14 protein-coding genes and 1 pseudogene are annotated in these 17,260 nt (G+C 58.0%); 6 read left to right on the forward strand and 9 right to left on the reverse strand.

The window, feature by feature from the left end; all coding sequences use genetic code 11:
* Together A4R29_RS32295 and A4R29_RS35695 are read right to left on the reverse strand one after the other, a co-directional pair.
* A complete protein-coding gene (locus tag A4R29_RS32295) occupies positions 1-456 on the reverse strand; it encodes a Ros/MucR family transcriptional regulator (RefSeq protein WP_027163549.1) in 456 nt (151 codons plus the stop codon).
* Between the two features lie 406 nt (positions 457-862).
* Entirely contained in the window at positions 863-1,285 is a 423-nt protein-coding gene (locus A4R29_RS35695) for an ArsR/SmtB family transcription factor (protein ID WP_127218896.1), read from the reverse strand.
* A gap of 1,252 nt (positions 1,286-2,537) precedes the next feature.
* On the opposite strand from A4R29_RS35695, the gene A4R29_RS32310 reads away from it, so the two are divergent.
* From A4R29_RS32310 to A4R29_RS35700, 3 genes and pseudogenes are all read left to right on the forward strand, one after another.
* Positions 2,538-2,762: a hypothetical protein gene (locus A4R29_RS32310; RefSeq protein ID WP_024505842.1), complete on the forward strand. Its 225-nt coding sequence runs from the start codon at positions 2,538-2,540 to the stop codon at positions 2,760-2,762.
* A gap of 690 nt (positions 2,763-3,452) precedes the next feature.
* Complete coding sequence (locus tag A4R29_RS32315) at positions 3,453-4,211, forward strand: response regulator transcription factor (RefSeq protein ID WP_063174058.1); 759 nt, start codon at positions 3,453-3,455, stop codon at positions 4,209-4,211.
* A 495-nt stretch (positions 4,212-4,706) separates the two neighbouring features.
* Positions 4,707-4,849: pseudogene (locus A4R29_RS35700) on the forward strand (ATP-dependent DNA ligase); the annotation flags it as partial.
* A gap of 283 nt (positions 4,850-5,132) precedes the next feature.
* Here the strand turns inward: A4R29_RS35700 and A4R29_RS32320 are convergent.
* Positions 5,133-6,641, reverse strand: a complete 1,509-nt coding sequence (locus A4R29_RS32320) for a phosphomannomutase/phosphoglucomutase (RefSeq protein WP_063174059.1) — start codon at positions 6,639-6,641, stop codon at positions 5,133-5,135.
* Between the two features lie 394 nt (positions 6,642-7,035).
* Here A4R29_RS32320 and A4R29_RS32325 point away from each other — a divergent pair, with 394 nt between their 5' ends.
* The gene (locus A4R29_RS32325; RefSeq protein WP_127218776.1) at positions 7,036-7,329 is read left to right on the forward strand and encodes a DUF6894 family protein; all 294 of its coding nucleotides are present in this window, start codon (positions 7,036-7,038) and stop codon (positions 7,327-7,329) included.
* A gap of 358 nt (positions 7,330-7,687) precedes the next feature.
* On the opposite strand, the gene A4R29_RS32330 is transcribed toward A4R29_RS32325, so the two are convergent.
* On the reverse strand, positions 7,688-9,121 hold the full coding sequence (locus A4R29_RS32330; protein WP_024505398.1) for a hypothetical protein: 1,434 nt from the start codon (positions 9,119-9,121) through the stop codon (positions 7,688-7,690).
* An 836-nt stretch (positions 9,122-9,957) separates the two neighbouring features.
* Here A4R29_RS32330 and A4R29_RS32340 point away from each other — a divergent pair.
* The gene (locus A4R29_RS32340; RefSeq protein ID WP_024505400.1) at positions 9,958-10,707 is read left to right on the forward strand and encodes a response regulator transcription factor; all 750 of its coding nucleotides are present in this window, start codon (positions 9,958-9,960) and stop codon (positions 10,705-10,707) included.
* 332 nt (positions 10,708-11,039) lie between these two features.
* Here the strand turns inward: A4R29_RS32340 and A4R29_RS32345 are convergent, their stop codons facing one another.
* The 3 genes from A4R29_RS32345 to A4R29_RS32355 are packed head-to-tail and all read right to left on the reverse strand — an operon-like array spanning position 11,040 to position 13,797.
* Positions 11,040-11,693 carry a PIG-L deacetylase family protein gene (locus tag A4R29_RS32345; protein ID WP_024505401.1) on the reverse strand — a complete coding sequence of 218 codons (654 nt, stop codon included), beginning with the start codon at positions 11,691-11,693 and terminating at the stop codon, positions 11,040-11,042.
* Entirely contained in the window at positions 11,690-12,505 is an 816-nt protein-coding gene (locus A4R29_RS32350) for a sugar phosphate nucleotidyltransferase (protein WP_063170845.1), read from the reverse strand. The genes A4R29_RS32345 and A4R29_RS32350 overlap by 4 nt, the downstream gene beginning before the upstream one ends.
* A complete protein-coding gene (locus tag A4R29_RS32355; RefSeq protein WP_063174060.1) occupies positions 12,502-13,797 on the reverse strand; it encodes a class I SAM-dependent methyltransferase in 1,296 nt (431 codons plus the stop codon). Before A4R29_RS32355 ends, A4R29_RS32350 begins: the two co-directional genes overlap by 4 nt.
* A 323-nt stretch (positions 13,798-14,120) precedes the next feature.
* On the opposite strand from A4R29_RS32355, the gene rfbC reads away from it, so the two are divergent.
* Complete coding sequence (rfbC, locus tag A4R29_RS32360) at positions 14,121-14,672, forward strand: dTDP-4-dehydrorhamnose 3,5-epimerase (RefSeq protein ID WP_063174061.1); 552 nt, start codon at positions 14,121-14,123, stop codon at positions 14,670-14,672.
* Here the strand turns inward: rfbC and A4R29_RS32365 are convergent.
* Together A4R29_RS32365 and A4R29_RS32370 are read right to left on the reverse strand one after the other, a co-directional pair.
* Positions 14,667-15,986 (reverse strand): DUF4910 domain-containing protein, encoded by a 1,320-nt coding sequence (locus A4R29_RS32365; protein WP_082827638.1) that lies wholly within the window; start codon positions 15,984-15,986, stop codon positions 14,667-14,669. The two genes, rfbC and A4R29_RS32365, sit on opposite strands and share 6 nt — an antisense overlap.
* 5 nt (positions 15,987-15,991) lie before the next feature.
* A complete protein-coding gene (locus A4R29_RS32370; protein WP_063174062.1) occupies positions 15,992-17,053 on the reverse strand; it encodes an NAD-dependent epimerase/dehydratase family protein in 1,062 nt (353 codons plus the stop codon).
* Positions 17,054-17,260: the final 207 nt, after the last annotated feature.

Raw genomic sequence — 17,260 nt, forward strand, 5'->3', positions numbered from 1 at the left:
TTAGGCCTTAGCTTTCCGATTCGCTGGTGTTTTCCTCAACGGCGTTTTTGCAGTTGGCTTGCGGCCGAGTCCGCTGGATTTCGCGAGGGCTGACCGCTGGGCCGCGTAGCTCGGTGCAACCATGGGATAGTCCTTGGCGAGCCCCCACCTGGCTCTGTACTCGTCGGGTGTCATTCCCAGCAACCCAAGGTGGCGCTTCATAGACTTGAACTTGCGTCCGTCCTCCAGGCTGATGATGTAATCGGGAAACACGGACTTTTTTGGATTGACTGCCGGAACAAACGCGGGCGGCGTCGCTTCCACCGGCCGACCCAATCCCGACAAGGCAGAATTGACGCTGGCGATCAATTCGGGAAGACCGGCCGCCGGAATGGCGTTCTTCTGGACATATGCCGCCACTATGTCGGCGGTGAGCTGCAACAACTGGACCTGCGGTGCTTCAGCGTCATTCTGCATATTTCGAGTTTCCCATTTGATCGGCTTTGTCTCTATTGAGGAACTTTACAACGTGCAACGGCCCAAAGATCATGGATGGGGCTCCACGCGAAGAAACCTGTCTATATTTTAAGGGGTGGCACCGCACCTGACCTACCCGCTGGCAACTGACTGACCGCAGGATTTATTTCTATGCCGGCCTTGAGGCAGTAGCAGGATACCGAGTGTTTATAGCGCAAGTCGGAGTACGTCCAATCGGGCGCGTCGTCAGCGCGACCATAGTCGGCGGCATTCGCCGATCCACAGGGTATGCGTCAGCCGTTTCGCGATCCGGGGGCTGACGCCGCAGAGAAAACCGGCGGGTGGCAACAATCGCGCGGGTGATCTTCTCGATCCAACGGTGTCTAATCGAGATTCCTGGGGATGATCACTCGTCCCTCCGGGAATCGCTGACGCTTTGACAAACTCGGTTTTCCAGACCGGGGGCCGAGTGCACAAGATCCTGGCATGTCACCGCCAAGGCACCGCCACCGAGCGGAACCGCTTGCCCAGACTGCTGGACAGCAACCATAACATTCCATTTGCAAAGCAGATCGCGTACCGCTCGATTTTCAGAGGAAAAATATACATTCCGGCCGTCCCGGCGGATTTTTACGAGCCCAACTTCCCGGAGCTTGGCTATGTGGTGCCACGAGGCTGTCCGGCTAATATTAAGCCGTTCGCGAATTTTGCGATCCGGCAATTCATAGTCGAGCAGCAAGCTCAAAATGTGCAGCCGCCGCGCATTGCCCAGCACCTCCAGAAATTCGGCCGCTCGTGCGGCGTTAGCCCTTAGTCCGTCCGAGACCATGGATGCCTCTTCCCCAGCAACTTGCCGTCACGCCCGAAGACTGCGGAACAATCGATCTCTTCAATGAACACGGCCAGATCATCTGGCACGAGCCACTGGGCGTAGGACCGAAGCCGTCTCAACCCACAAGCCTTGGCATGCCTCTCGGCGCGCTCGGATTCAAGTCCAGCCATCGTTGAGCGCTGTTGTTGGATTGGCACGAAACCATTGAGGCGTCCTTCCGCCAGCTGACTGGCCCAGCAAGTCGTGACCTGTTCCACTCACCGCTCCTTTACGTGACCCGGCAGACAAAATACCACAGCCATGTCGATAGTGTCGGCTCCTCCATTATGATTAAGGTGGCGGGTTCTCCCCACCGCATTTCGAAGTTAGCCCTTTTGACGGTATGATTGCATTGCGTATCAACGGGATGCGCGGATGGGTTATTTCCCATTTCGACCGAGCCTCCGTTGTTCGGCGCCGACGCAGGCGGGCCGAAGCTTTCAACACATCGACTTGCCCGGTGCGATGTAGTGTCGTTCGATGACCAACACCGCCTCCCCTTCCCTCTGATGGCCTCCATTGATTACCAAAATCGTAAATCCGCGACCTACAGTGCCAGTCGCTTCGTCCGGTCTTCGTTGAGCCCCCAGCCGATTGGATATCGCTCTGCCCAAGCACTCTTGGTTCCCCTTGAAAGATCATAAATGAATCGTGTGGCAGGCCTGAGCATCGAGTAGCAACCATGGGCCTCGTGCTACGGGTGACCGGCGCCCCCGACCCGAAATCGTTGCTCGGCCCTCTTTTCTGAAGGATACGGGCCCTCTCTGTAGCCCAGCAACCACCATCATTATGAGGATTGCTTGCGACAGGGGGGCGAGCGATGCCGTAACCGCTGAGATCTCCTTCCCGGTCGATGTCAACCACGATCAGCACCGAATGGCCAATGACGACGCCAGCTTCGCGTAGTCCCTGGGCGGCATCGGGATGAGTAGGCAAAAGCCTCCTGGCTTTTTTGTTTCGAGCAAGGCGTCACGAAGGCTGGTCAGCGGTTCTGGCAATCTTCACCATGCGACCTTGCCTCCTGCAAACGGCTAACTCGCAATCGAGCGAACGCTACTAAAGAACGCCTCGACCAAGGAAATTGGTATCTTACAATACCGGCGCAGGCTTGTTGGGCTTTCAGTTGTAATCCTGTGCCGATGATGAAATCATGCGCGCGCTTGACAACGGGCAGGTTAATTCAAGTTCCGCCACCAGGAGGAGAAGCGGTATGACCACTCAGGTTGTACATCGCGTATTCGGTCCCAAGCAGGTCAGGCAATTCAGGGAAGTCTACGAGCGCGCGCGCGTTGTGGAGGCAACTTACCCCGATTCGCACATTGCCAGCAAAGCCGCCAAACGGCTGATCGAGGCATTCGAAGCCGAGATCCAGACTGACGGGACGGTTCTGGATTTTCAGCAGCTATGCGAAGCAAACCCCCTGGGGACCGCCTGAGACCCGGACGTTGTCTGGCGAAGGCTCACGATGAACCGCTTCATCTGCCGACGTCAGCCATGCCCTGCAGGCGGATCGTGCTTGCCGTTCAAAATCAAATTTCGGAAGTGGGTCGCCATGCGGAGCGATAGGGGAGCCATGGGGTGTTGGGCGGCGGTGGCTCCCCTATCCTGTCTCCGCATTTGTTCGCAGACAGGCAGCGTAAGCTCGAGCAGACGCCGGCAATCCAGTGTTCAGCGTGGTGTATACATCGTCAACGAAGCTTTTGGAGGTATGATGCAGCGTTGTCAGGAGGTGCGAGCAAACCCAACCACCGCCTATCGTATGAGACCCGCCGAATTAATCGCAAGAGCGCGTGCAACCAACACAGTGCGCGGTAACCGAGGATATCTATAGCCTGGTGCGGCACGGGCATGCGCCTTAGTTCGGGCCGCTCGCGCGGGTCAAACCGGTTTGGAGTCCCGTCTTCTCAACGTAAAAATTTACCGAAAAAATTAACTTATGTTAGAGAATGCTAATAAATAGCTCCTACACTCCCGAGGCTGCTTTAGATGTCAGCAGCCACGTTGCTTGAGGTTCGCAATCAGCCTTGAGCGTGGAAAAGGGGTCGGGTACCAAAACTTCCAATTCTAAGAAAGGGCACTTATCGGGCGCCACAGGTACCTTCGTTGGGGAAGGGTGAGTATCGGTATGGTTTCTACAGCAGGACTGCACAGTTACGGTTCGTCAAATCGATCAAGAGTTCCGTCCAGCGGCACAGAAAATCTCCACCAAGAAGCAGGTAAGCAATACCTTCTCATGCTGGACGGGAGGGCCTTGGACCGCGAGTGTCTCGCTTCGGCGCTTGAGGATCATGAATTGGGCATGGTGGTCGTCGCCATGGGTTCGATCGAGGAATGGCGCATAAGGAAGGGTTCGGCTTCTCCCCTTTCAACCATACTCTTCAACCTCGGGGGCCGGAAGGTCACCGATCACGGCATTGCAGAAGAAATCAGGCATATTTCGTCCGAGTTCAAGACCGTTCCGGTGGTCATCCTGGCCGACACCGAAGATCTTGCACAGGTGCTGACGGCTCTCGAATGCGGCGCACGCGGCTACATTCCGACTTCGGTCGGGATCGATGTGTGTGTCGAGGCGATCAACTTGGCTGCAGCCGGAGGCATCTTCGTTCCGGCCAGTAGTGTCCTTTCCATGCGGCACCTGATAAAATCAGGCAACTGCGACGCCCGGCCCTTGACGGGCATGTTCACGCTCAGGCAGGCAGAGGTCGCCCAGGCACTGCGACGCGGCAAGGCGAACAAGATCATCGCCCACGAACTGAACCTTCGCGAAAGCACTGTGAAGGTTCACATCCGAAACATCATGAAGAAATTGAAGGCGACCAACCGCACGGAGGTCGCCTACAAGGTGAACGATCTCTTCGCGGAAGGACCTCTGGGCCAAGAGTGATCGCATCAACAAGACGGCCCGTCCTGGTTTAGTGCTGGCGGGTCGTGTTTTTTGTCAACAGAACATTTGAATGAAGGTCGATGGATTTCGCGTTGCCGCACGACCGATGCCACGCGAGACTCCCTTCTGAATCGTGACTTTGCTCCGCGCAATGGAACAGCTTTTGAGAAGAGGCAGTCGGAGGGGTCCGGGGCAACGAAACGCCGCCCCGTTCGAGCGGCATTCTCGCCTGATCAACCAACAGCAGCAGCGGTCTGTGCCTCGGCCGTTCGTGCCAAATGACGGCGCAGGTCGCGCATGTCGACCTGCTGACCGCAAATCGGGCAGGTATGGAAATTGTCGTCTCGTGGGCTGGCTGGCCACCGTGCAGCTTGCCGGGGATTGGTGGTCCAAGGTCGGATTCGCCATGGCTATCAAACATTCAATTCGTCTAAAATGGTCCGGAACCATTTTTTAGCGCACGCTATATTGAATCGCAGTCTTGCGAGGCAGTTCATGCGTTTGAAGTTCATCCCACCTATTGAGCCGGAGCTTGTCGACACCCGCCCGAGCGGGGCGACTGGATTCACGAGATCAAATTCGACGGGTATCGCACTCAGCTCATCATGGATGAAGATGGCATCCGCCTGTTGACGAGAAGAGCGCGCCACAACCAGGACAGGTCAAGCGACTGATCCTTGGGTCTCATCACCGACAGGGGAAGTTTGCACCTGTTGCAGCCGAGCGGCGCGTCTCCGATCATGATGCGTATCCCAGCGGCCACCAAGGTTCACTCGGACGCCGGGATGGGTCCTGCAATTACTGGGCGAAGCGCAGGTGACCCACAACGGTACTTTTGACGCCGCGAGCTCCAACAGCGCGCGCGTTGGGGTGTGATCGATCAGGCAGACGTGCGGCTGTCAGCCGGCGGCCTAAGGATACTCAGAATGTCTGGTTGTAGGCGCCCACCTCGGGGCTGCGGCGCAGCACGGTGTCGACAGCCTCGAACATCTCCCGTCGACGCTGCGACGACACCGGGCTTTCGACGACCACGACCAGTTCCGGCTTGTTCGAAGAGGCGCGCACCAGTCCCCAGGTGCCGTCTTCGGCGACAACGCGCACGCCGTTGACGGTGATGAGGTCGGCGATCTTCTGGCCCGCAAAAACCGTTCCATCCCGCTTCATGGCCTGAAAGTCGGCAACCACCCGCGCGACGACGCCATACTTCACATCGTCCGCGCAGTGCGGCGACATGGTCGGCGTGCCAAAGGTCAGCGGCAGCGCGCGGTAGAGATCGGCCATCGAGCTGCCGGAGCTGCGATCCAGCATCTGGCAGATGGCGATGGCGGTGACCAGCCCATCGTCATATCCGCGCCCGATCGGCGGATTGAAGAAGAAATGGCCCGACTTTTCGAAACCGGCGACGGCGCCAAGCTCGGCGACGCGGCGCTTGATGTAGGAGTGGCCGGTCTTCCAGTAGTCGGTGATGGCGCTGTTGGCGCGCAGCACGCTGTCCGTGTTGAACAGGCCGGTCGACTTGACGTCGACGACGAAGGTCGAGCCCGGATGCTGGCTGGAGATATCGCGCGCCAGCATCACACCGACCTTGTCGGCAAAAATCTCATTGCCCTCATTGTCGACGACGCCGCAGCGGTCGCCGTCACCGTCGAAGCCAAGGCCGACATCGGCTCCAGTCTCAAGCACCTTGTCCCTGATGGCATGCAGCATCTGCATATCCTCGGGATTGGGATTGTAGCGCGGAAAGGTGTGGTCGAGTTCGACATCGAGCGGGATCACTTCACAGCCGATCCGTTCCAGCGCTTCAGGCGCAAAGGCGCCGGCGGTGCCATTGCCGCAAGCGGCCACGACCTTGAGCTTTTTCGAGATGCGCTTGCCCCGGGTCAGATCGTCGAGATACGTTTCGCGAAAATTGGGAACGAAATCATAAGACCCGCCGCCGACAAGGTCGAAATCGCCGGCCATTACAATCTGCTTCAGCGCGCTCATCTCTTCCGGCCCGAAAGTCAGCGGCCGCGCCGCGCCCATCTTGACCCCGGTCCAGCCATTCTCGTTATGAGAGGCGGTGACCATAGCGACCGAAGGCACGTCCAGTGCGAACTGGGCGAAATAGGCCATCGGCGACAACGCCAGTCCGATGTCCCTCACCCGAGCGCCTGCAGCCATCAAACCGGACACCAGCGCCAGCTTGATGCCAAGCGAATAGGAGCGGAAATCATGCCCGGTGACGATATCGGGACCGGCACCGACACGGCGGATCAGCGTGCCAAGCCCCATTCCGAGCGCCTGGACGCCGATCAGGTTAAGTTCGGGCGCGACCTGGCCAAACCACCAGCGCGCATCATATTCCCTAAACCCGGACGCCTTTATCAGCGCCGAGGTTTCAAACTCGAACGTGTTGGGCCGGGCTTCGTCAACGAAATTCAGCGACAAGACAGGACACTCCGAACGACACAAATGCGGTTGTCGAGGCGGTAGCTTACCGGAACCGTTCTTCCGGCCTATCTATCAGTTTGGTTGATCCCTTTCACGACATGGAAAGCCGGCGAGCATCGTTGTCGGGCTATTTCCGCGGTGCCCTGCAAGCCCTGATGCCCGCAAAGATCCGAATACCGCTGAATGTCGTGATGCCGCGATCTGATCGACGACCGTGCCGCGTTCCAACGTAGGCTGGATTGCGACCTCCAGGACCACCCATAAGGAGCGTTTCCTGGCGTTAATAAACCTTGTAATATTTTGTGATCGCCGCCATTCGAGTTCTCCACAGCCGCGTCCCATTGACCATCTGCGGTTGCTAGAATCCCCCAGGGGAATGCCTTAAGCAGCCGTGAGCAAGAAGCAAGTCTTCTGCTCTGACGAACGCACAGCTTTAAGCACGGGCGCAAAAATGCCGCTGTTTTTTTTCGATATCCGGGACGGCAAATCCCATTCTCCCGATACAGAGGGCACCCACTACGTTGGTGCGCTCGAGGCCCGGGTAGACGCGGTTAAAATGCTGGTCGCCATGGCACAGGACGAAGTTCAGGGCGGGTTACAAAGCAACCTTTCGGTGACTGTTTCTGACGAAAGTCGTCGGCCCGTTATGGAAGCAAATATCGATTGCAGCATAAAAGTCTTTTGACAAATTCCCGATAGCCCTGGACCTAGTTGGCTCCGTCGGGATGCAGCAAGCTTTGTGCAGCTGTCCTGGCCGCACTTGACTTACGGCAGCGGCTTCTGATCACTTTTATACCCCGAGACCACGTAAGCGGAGAAGGCCGCACGATGCTGCTGCACCTCCTCGATACAGCCACGCAAGCTTCGAATGCACATTGCCGGCAGCCCTTCTACTCGTTCGCAAGCGACCGCCGCGGTACTGTCGCACGCTCGATCGCGACGACCGTCCCTTATTCGACTTCGCTGCCGATATTGCACAGGACGGGGGCCTGGCACATCGCCAGGAACCTTTGCCACCGCGAAGCCAATTCGGCGGAACTGGATTACAGGACGTTGACGGTGGCGTGGCCCGGCGCCGGAACGCTTCGTTCCAAGGCGGCTACGCCGCGCCGAGCACGGGCTCTCGTGGCGCAAACAACTGCAAGTGCGATGAAGAAGAGGATGCCTGGATCAGCGCTGCCACCCGACACCGACATTGCAATTATGCTTGCAAGGGCAGCATTCCTGACGCTCGTCACGATTGCATCTGTCTCTGCATCCACCCGTTCCCGAACCGCGCCCAGGCCTCTGGTCACGACATAGAGCAGGGCCACTATCATCAGCGATCCAAACAGACCCAACTGCGACAGGACAGCGATCGGCCAACTCGATGCCCTTGAACTGCCGAAACCAACGCCCAGTCCGCTCGTATCGAGAAACGACTGCAGGCTCTTTACATTCCAATAAGTGCGCTCATGGCCTGACCCGGAATCCGCTTTGTTAATGATGGTGCTGTTGATCAGTCTGACGAACGGGTCCAACGCCTCGGCTTTGTAAAGACTAATGCCCAGTACGGCGGTCCCGCCCACCACCATGAGAGCTATTATCAGTATCTCTTCGCGCGCAACTTTTCCCCTGATGACCGACTGTAGCATGGACAACGCAACGGGGATGCATAGCAGTGTCAGCCCGACGTAAGCCGTCGATGAAGTCGACAGAATGGACAAGAAGAGCAGGATTCCGGCCAGCCATTTCGCAAGCGGTGATTTGGTCTTTCTCCAGTAGCTGTAGCAGAATGCCAGGCAGGCGAGAGAAACGCTGGCGAACGAAGAGGCCTCCGAAAAAGGCCCGGTGATCCGCACAAAGCCTGCCTCGACCGCGTTCGATATAATCGCGTAGTTGGCGGTTCTGATCGGGGCCAGAAAGTCTCCCGCCCCCGCGGTCTTGCCAATGAAATCGATCAGCCCCATTCCCGCGTGCAGGCCGCACCACAAAAAGAAGCCGCGCCTGATTTGATCGATCCGGTTGGAGTGCAGCAGCAGGGCGCAAAGTGCTATCGCGGCGAGGCCACCAAGAATAAAGTAGCCCGTCTGCGAAATGTTGGCTGAAACGGGCGCCAACGAATCTTCTACGACTGTTCCACGGTTCTTGGACTGCACGAATACGGTCGTCTGTCCCGCAAAGAACCTCGGAAACAGCCATGATCCGATGATTGCGTAAAGCATAAGGCTTGTAAGGACCCAGATCGACCCGATGCTTCCGAACACGAATCCAAGATCAAACCAGATACGCCGTCTCGCGGCGACGGCCGTGACGAGCAGGCCCGCGAATAAGGTGTAGATCAAGGGGGATGAGCCACCCAGAAAGCTCAGGGTCATCACGGCCGTCGCACCGAAAGCCTGGGAAGCGATCAAGCCAATGATCAGCATTCCCCTTGAATAGTACGCAACAAGCAAAATAGCCGCGCATACTAGCAGTCCCGGCAAAGACACCTGCATGCCGATCGAGTTCCCGGTGAGCGGATACAGCAAGCTGTCCGATGGCCAATCTTTCGGCAGGTGAGTATCCCCCGCAAGAGAGTCAAAGGGGGTAGCCTTCACCCGCGAAGGGAGGTAGCGGACGCGCTCGTCTCCATCGCCCTTGCCCTTGATGGTGAAGGCAGTGGCCGGCGCAAAATGCGATCCTGGGCTGAATGGCCGCATCTATGTCGGCACTAAGAAATGCGCGTGACGGACCGAAGGCTGGCAACGGGCGGGTTGTCTAGAATCCACCATAAGGAGGAGAGGCGATATGACACCCACGATGTATATCGCATGTTCGGACCCAAGCAGGGTCAGGCAATTCAAGGAAATCTACGAGTGCGCCACTGTGAAAGCCAAGTACCCTGACAGCCATATTGCCAGCAAAGCTGTCGAAAGACTGATCGACGCGCTGGAAGCCGAGATCCAGAATGCCGGATCCGTTCTGGATATGTGTTTGCTGACGGAGGATGGTCCTCAGGTGGCCACCTCAGCCCGAGCCTTCGCAACGCGTATCTGTGTCGGCACAAGCGCGGCGCGGCCGCCCTGGCTTCGCGTTTCCCGGTAGGCGTCGGGATTTCGTGGCTCAAAAATTTACCGAAAATTAACTTATGTTAGCGCCCGCTTGTGAATAGCCCATAAGCTACTCACGCTGTTCTGGCTGGGAATGAGGAACAGCGGGTGCACCAGGTTGGACAATTCCAGCCAGGCTCTCAGAACGGGTGGGCATTACTATACTTTCTGAAGAAACTGGCGAGTGAGGGGCTAATTGCCGCCTCAGGGCGAATTTTGTTGGGAAAAGGGTGGGTTAGAGTATGAGTTCCACAGTAGAACTGCATAAATACACTTCGGTAGAGCCGGCAGGAATTCCGTCCGGCGGAAAAGCAACGGTCCATGAACAAGTAGGCAGAGAATGCCTCCTCATCTTGGACGGAAGGGCGCTAGATCGCGAATGTCTGGCATCGGCCTTGGAAGACCACGAACTCGGCATGGCCGTCGAGGCCAAGGGTTCGATAGACGAATGGCGCGTGAAAGAGGGGATGATCCTTGCAGCCATTCTTTTCAACCTGGGCGGCCGGAAAGTCACCGACCATGGCATAGCGGATCAGATCAGGCGCATTTCGTCCGAGTTCAGGTCGGTGCCTGTGGTGATCTTGGCCGACACAGAAGACCTTGCACAGATACTGGCGGCTCTCGAATGTGGCGCACGTGGCTACATTCCGACCTCTGTCGGGATCGACGTCTGTGTCGAGGCGATCAATCTTGCGGTGGCAGGAGGCATTTTCGTTCCTGCAAGTAGTGTCCTGTCCATGCGGCACCTGATAGATTCAGGCAGCCTTGAAACACCTTTGACAGGCATGTTCACGCTCAGACAGGCTGAGGTCGCCCAGGCGCTCCGACGCGGCAAGGCGAACAAGATCATCGCCTATGAGCTGAACCTGAGAGAAAGCACCGTGAAGGTGCACATCCGCAACATCATGAAAAAGCTTAAGGCGACCAACCGGACGGAAGTCGCTTACAAGGTCAACGATCTCTTCGCCGAAGGATCTCTGGCTGTGGAGTGACGAAGCAAATGAGACGCTAACTTTGGTTAAATCGTGCGGGCCGTTTTGCTCTCGCGTAGCGTCTGATCTGGGGGATGATTGCTGCACAATTGAGGGACCTCCGTCCCGCTGGACACCCGTGGTGGACGCCCCGCATATAGCCAGCTCCCATATGTCCTGTTCCTAAAGACTAACCATTGCGAGGCGTCCAAAGCACTCCTGCCTCACTGTCCAGCAACCAGCCGGAAGTGACACTTCGTCAATGGCGAGGACGAGGTTGCTGCTCTCTCGTGGAACTGGTCGTGCCGTCCTGGGGGACCAATCCTTGCGACAGCGACCCCGGAGGGCTATCGCTACAATATTTTGACCTTCCTAAGCGTGAAGGCCTCCGCAAAGTGCTCGGGTGCCCGGCATTCCATTCCACGCAACCGCGCAAGCCCGGCGAATGTCTCCCGATCGAACCAGTCCTTTGAGCGCTGTGTCCCGAAGTGCTCGTGAAGGAGTTGGATCTTGCGTTCCAGCACGTGGGCTGCAATCGGCACATACGCATTGGGTTGGCAAAGATCGCCGTCCCATTTCGGAATCTCGTATTCGAGCACAAGGTGATCGCGGAAAACGTTCCAGGTCAGTTGGTTGACCTCCCTATGGTCCTGATGGGCGTCGAACCTGGCATGGGTTAATATCACGTCGGGATGAACCCTTGATCTTACGTCCATCAGCCAGTGCTTTATCGATCGGCTGTGAACTGGGAAATAGCCGTCTTCAAAATCCGCAACGTCGATCGTGGACGAATGGGATCCTTCGAGGAAGGCTTCGGCCGAAGCCCTGGCTTCGGCCGACCGCTGGCCGCCGGCGCTTAAGACGCACCAGTAGACGTGAAGTTTGACCTCCGACGCGATCAGACTGAGGATTGTGCCTCCCGCGCCGATCTCAATGTCGTCGGAATGGGCCCCGACGCACAGAATCGAGAGTTCCTCGCCGCCACGCGCGAGACCAAGCCCCTTCATGATGCGGCCAACCCCATACTACGCCTATTCTTCTCGGCGGTGGCTATCATACTCCAGGGCATGTCGCCCTTTTCGACCATGTCTTCGAGTGATTGCCAATCGCGCAGCGTGTCCATTGAACGCCAGAAACCCTCGTGCTTGTACGCCATCAGCATGTTGTCATCGATCAGACGCTTGAACGGCTCGACAACGAGTTCCTCGCCGTCGCGCATGTAGTTGAAAATTTCCGGACGGAATATAAAGTAGCCGCCATTGATCCAGATCTCCGATGTCTCGGCCGCACGAAACTCGCGCACGCGGCCATCTTCCGCGATGTCGGCCAAATGGTAAGTCAGCGGCGCGTGCACTGCCAGAAAGCAGCCGATCTTGCCGCTGGCCTCGAATTTTCTGATCATGTCGTCCAAGTCGACATCGGTCAGGCCGTCGGAATAGTTGGCCAGGAACATCTTCTCGTTCCTGACGTGATCCTGCGCAGCCCACAGGCGCTCTCCAATGCTGCGCCAAATACCGGTATCGAGCAGAGTGATGCTCCAGTCCTTGATTGTGTCGCCGAGGAGCTTGACGTCCTGGCCTCCTCGCGTAACCACGCAATCGGAAAACGTTTGCGGCCGGGTGTTCAAGAAAAAGTCTTTGATCACGTTGGCCTTGTAGCCCAGACACAACACGAACTCGTCATGCCCATAGTCACTGTACCATTGCATGACATGGCGCAGGATCGGCTGGTGGCCGAGCGGTATCATCGGCTTTGGGATGCTTTCGGAATAGTCGCGAATGCGGGTCCCGCGACCGCCACAGAAAAGAATGACTTTCATTTCTCGTACTCCGACGGATCGATTACGGTCACGAAAGGAATCGGCACTACGAATTTCGCGTTCCAAGCGGCGACATGGCGCATCTGCTGAATGATCTCGTCCTTCAGATTCCACGGAAGGATGAGGATGTAGTCTGGCTTAGCCTCGTCGATTTCGTCGACGGGCTTGATCGGGATGTGCATTCCAGGTGTATAACGCCCGTGCTTGTACGGGTTGCGGTCCACTGTGAAATCCAGGAAGTCGGTGCCGATGGCGCAGTAGTTCAGCAGCGTGTTTCCCTTGCCAGGCGCGCCGTAACCGCAAATCGTCTTGCCCTCTTCCTTGGCCGAAATCAGGAATGCCAAGAGATCACGCTTCGCGCGCTGCGCCTTGTAGCCGAAAGAGGCGTAGGTCGACATCTCTCCAAGCCCATGCCTGGTTTCGCGCTCGAGCAATTGGGCGATGCTGTCCTTCCTCGGCCAGGCACTGCCTTCGTGGCAGAGATAGACCCGCAGCGACCCACCGTGGGTGGGAAGTTCCTCGACATCGATCAGCCGCAGCCCGTGACGGGCCGCCATCAGGTCGACCGTCAACAGTGAGAAATACGAAAAATGCTCGTGGTAGATGGTGTCGAACTGGTTCTCCGCCATCAGCCGCTCGATGTGTGGGAATTCGAGAGTGACCATGCCCTCCGGTTTGAGCAGGATCGCCACCCCGGCGACGAAGTCGTTGAGGTCTGGCACCTGCGCCAGGACGTTGTTGCCAATGATGAGGTCCGCGCGAAGTCCTTCGCCCACCATTTGATTTGCCAGCCGGACGCCGAAGAAGTCGACCCAGGTGGCCACCCCCTTCTCGATCGCGGCGCGCGCGACATTGGCTGCCGGCTCGACGCCCAACACAGGAACGCCGAGTGGCAGAAAATGCTGCAGCAAGTAACCGTCATTACTTGCGAGTTCCACCGCAAGGCTGTCAGGGCCAAGCCCAAGGCGTCCCGTGATCGTCTCGCAATAAAGTTTCGAATGAGCCACCCAGCTGGTCGAGAACGAAGAGAAGTAGGCGTATTCGCTGAAGATGGTCTCTGGGCTCATATACTCCTTGAGCTGCACCAGATAGCACGTGTCGCAGACAAGCACGTTGAGCGGGTAGTAAGGTTCCATCTGGTCGAGCTGGTCGGGCTGCAGGAACCTCTCGCACGGCGGCGACATGCCAAGATCGACCAGGGTGTGGCGCAGGCGCGACCCGCAGAGCCTGCAGCCGACATTCCGGCTTGCCGCACTATGATCGCGGACGATTTCGACTGCCTGAATGTTCATTCCCCCTGCTCCTGTCTGCTGGTTTGAAAACGGAGACGCGGCGCGCTACGCAGAACCGATGCCTGCCGCGCCTCCGCAGGCAGATGGCCACAGGTTAGGATACAGCCCCCCCTGGTTCGATTTGCCAATCCGTCGGGTGCCTTAATCCTAATAGCGAGCGGGCGGCGGCAATGCCGGCGCGAGGCCCGCCGAACGGGTAAAGCCGTCATCCGGATATACCCCTATCGAAGAGGCCACCTAAGGCTTAGGTAGCCCTTCCAGCGTCGGCTGGCGACGCTGACAATTGCCGCGCCGGTCTTGCTCGGCACGGGGGATCCAAGTGCATGCTGTTTACCGAAACGGAGCTTCAAGGTGTCTGGCTGATCGAGCCTACACTGATGGTTGACGACCGTGGTTTTTTCACCCGTCTTTTCTGCGAAAAGGAGATGGCGGATTGCGGTCTGGCGACCCGATTTGTCCAGCACAGCCGGTCCTGTTCGGTCCAAAAGGGAACTCTCAGGGGGCTACACTACCAAGAGGAGCCTTACGCCGAGGTCAAGCTGGTCTCCTGTGTCCGCGGCGCTATTTTTGATGTCGTCGTGGACCTGCGCCTGAATTCACCGACACGCTACAAGTGGCTTGGCTTCGAGCTGACATCCGAGAACATGAAGCAGGTCTATATCCCCGCCGGATTCGCGCACGGCCTGCAGACCCTTACGGACGGCACCGAGGTCTCTTATCTCATATCGCAGTTCTATGCGCCCCACGCGTCGACGGGCGTCCTCTACAATGACCCGGCCTTTTCGATCCGCTGGCCATTGATGCCGACAGCAATGTCGGAAAGGGACAAGTCCTGGCCCCTTGTCAGACGGCGAACCGGCGCGTCGGCCTCATGAGGCTGCTGCCAAAAGACCATGTTCCGATAACAGTCTGGCGGCGGCGGCGAGTTCCTTGAACGGCAGGTTCGAACGCTCCGCCATGCTCAGAAGCGAATGCTGCCCGTCGGCAAGGTTTAGCACCCAAAGCAGCGACATCGACGTTGCGCCCGACGACTTCTGCCCTCCCACGGCTGCATAGAGGCCGCGCTTGCCGAGTTGCGGTTCGCCTTTAGGCAAGAGGTTCAACGGCGTCCAGTCCTCTTCGATGATGTCGATTACGTCCGTCAGGATGCGGAAGGAATCCTCGAGATGCTCCGGCCTGATGAAGTCAAGATTGTCGGCCGACGTGTGGTATTCGGGGAATGTGCCGTGGACGCTCCGCTGGAACATGCCGACCGGAAGATCGAAGCCCGGCGAGCAATATTGCCTCTCGTCATAACCGTAAGGGGAGAAATCCAGCATCTTTGCCCCAGCTAGACGCCCGAGCACGTGTGCCATGGCGCGATCGACGAGCGCGTCACCGCGGCGGCTGCGCTTGTATGCCGGGCTTCCTGCGTCACCAACGCATGACAGCACCAGACCATGGTCGATGAGACATGTCCGGTCCTCGTTGCGCGACAGCCACGCGAGCGCGCCGATGGTGCCCGGGGCGAACAGGAAGCGATAGCTGTATCGTGTTTCCCTTGCCTTCAGGCTTCTTGCGAGCGCTGCCAGCAGGGCCAGGCCCGAACAGTTGTCGTTGGCGAGTGAGGGATGGCAAATGTGCGCCGAAAGCAGGAATTCCCGTTCTGTTTGCCCGCGGTGCAGGTATTCTCCGTAGGCGAGGCTGCCGTCTTTGAATTCGGCATCGATCTCCACCCGATAGAGACCGTCGGGCATGTTGGCCACACGGTCATGGGCTGCGCAGAAGCCCCATGTCGGGGTGTAATAGGAAGTGCGGTAGGGAATCACCTTCGGTTGTTCCGGCAGCGTATGGATATGCGGCCTCAATTCTTCGAGCGGCAGTATCCCCTTGAAGGGTACGCTGTAGTTGACGATGTGCAGGTTGGAGTCAGCGAAATCCACGACCGTTTGTCCGTCCGGGCCTGTGATGCTTGCCGAGCGGATGTTCCATTCCTTGGGAATGGTCCAATCGAAAACCTGCGTCCCGGTCGGCACTTCATGCCGTTCCAAATCGATGTGCCCCGACAAGACGTCCAGCGTTTGTCGCACACCATCTCCGGTGATGCTCCTGCAGATCGGAAACAGACGTTCGGCCAAGGCATAGATTTCATGGCCGAGGCTGACGGACGCTGGCGGCGAGCCGAGTCCGCCGGGATTCACCTGTTCCACACCGCTTATCCCGCCGCTACCTCCAGTCTTTTCGAGGCTTCGGCGACCCGCATCCGACCGTCCAGAAGTCCGTTGGCCAAAAGATACCGGATGTGGCCGATACGCTGGAAGCGCGGCCCCTCGAATTCGTCGAGAGTGACATTCGACTTTCGGTAGGCATGATAGAGCTGCTCGGCCCCTTTGCGCGCATCCCATTGCGGCTTGAAGGCAGGAAGGGCAAGCGCGATCTTGTCGAAGTTAACGCGATAGGAGCGCTTGTCGGGTCCGGCATCGGACGCGAACTCAAGCCGGCAGCCCGGCACGACCTCGGCGACAATCTCGGCGATGCCGCGGATCCTGTAGTTGTGGTCCGTCTGCCCCACATTGAAGGCCTCGTTGTGAATGGTCTCGCGGGGCGCTTCCAGCCCGGCAATGAACGCCCTGGAAATGTCCTCGATATGGACGATCGGCCGCCACGGCGTTCCATCGGATTTCAGCAGGATGACGCCCTTGGTGACCGCCCAGGCCACGAGATTGTTCAGCACGATGTCGAAGCGGAGCCGGGGAGAGAGGCCATAGGCCGTGGCGGGACGGAAATAGGTGGGAGAGAAGCTGCTGTCGGCCAGTTCAGAAATGTCCCGTTCCGAAAGCACCTTGGACCAGCCGTAGGGCGTGACCGGCTTCAGTTCGCCCGTTTCGTCCACCATCCCGTCGCCGGCCTGTCCGTAATTGCTGCATGATGAGGCGAACAGGAAGCGCGACACGCCGGCGTCCTTGGCCGCCTTCGCGAAGCGGACGCTGCCCTTGTGGTTGATTTCGTAAGTGATGTCCGGATCAAGGTCGGACAGCGGATCATTGGAAAGAGCCGCCAGGTGGATGACGGCATCGACCCCTTCGAGGTCGCGCGCATCTACGTCCCTGACGTCTTTTTGGATTGAAGCAATTGAAGCCCGCTGGCCCCCTGCTGTAAAGGTGCAGCGCCGGTAGAGATCGCTGTCATAGCCCGTCACTGAGTGCCCTGCACGCAACAGCATCGGCACCATCACCGAGCCGATATAGCCTTGATGGCCGGTTACCATGACTTTCATCGCGCACCTCTCAAGCCGATAGTGATCGCCAGAAGGCTACTTGGGCTGAAAACAGTGAGGGAGAACGCCAATAGGCGATCAGGATGCCCTGTTGGACGAAGCCTTTGCCGCCAGTGCACCTTTCGGGTGGTCCGAGCCTAATCCTTTCGGAGGATTTTCTTCTGATCACCGTCGCTGATGCTTCCATCGGCCTCGTCATCAGCATTC

Origin of the sequence: Mesorhizobium ciceri biovar biserrulae (assembly GCF_001618845.1) — a bacterium.
Taxonomy (GTDB): domain Bacteria; phylum Pseudomonadota; class Alphaproteobacteria; order Rhizobiales; family Rhizobiaceae; genus Mesorhizobium; species Mesorhizobium ciceri.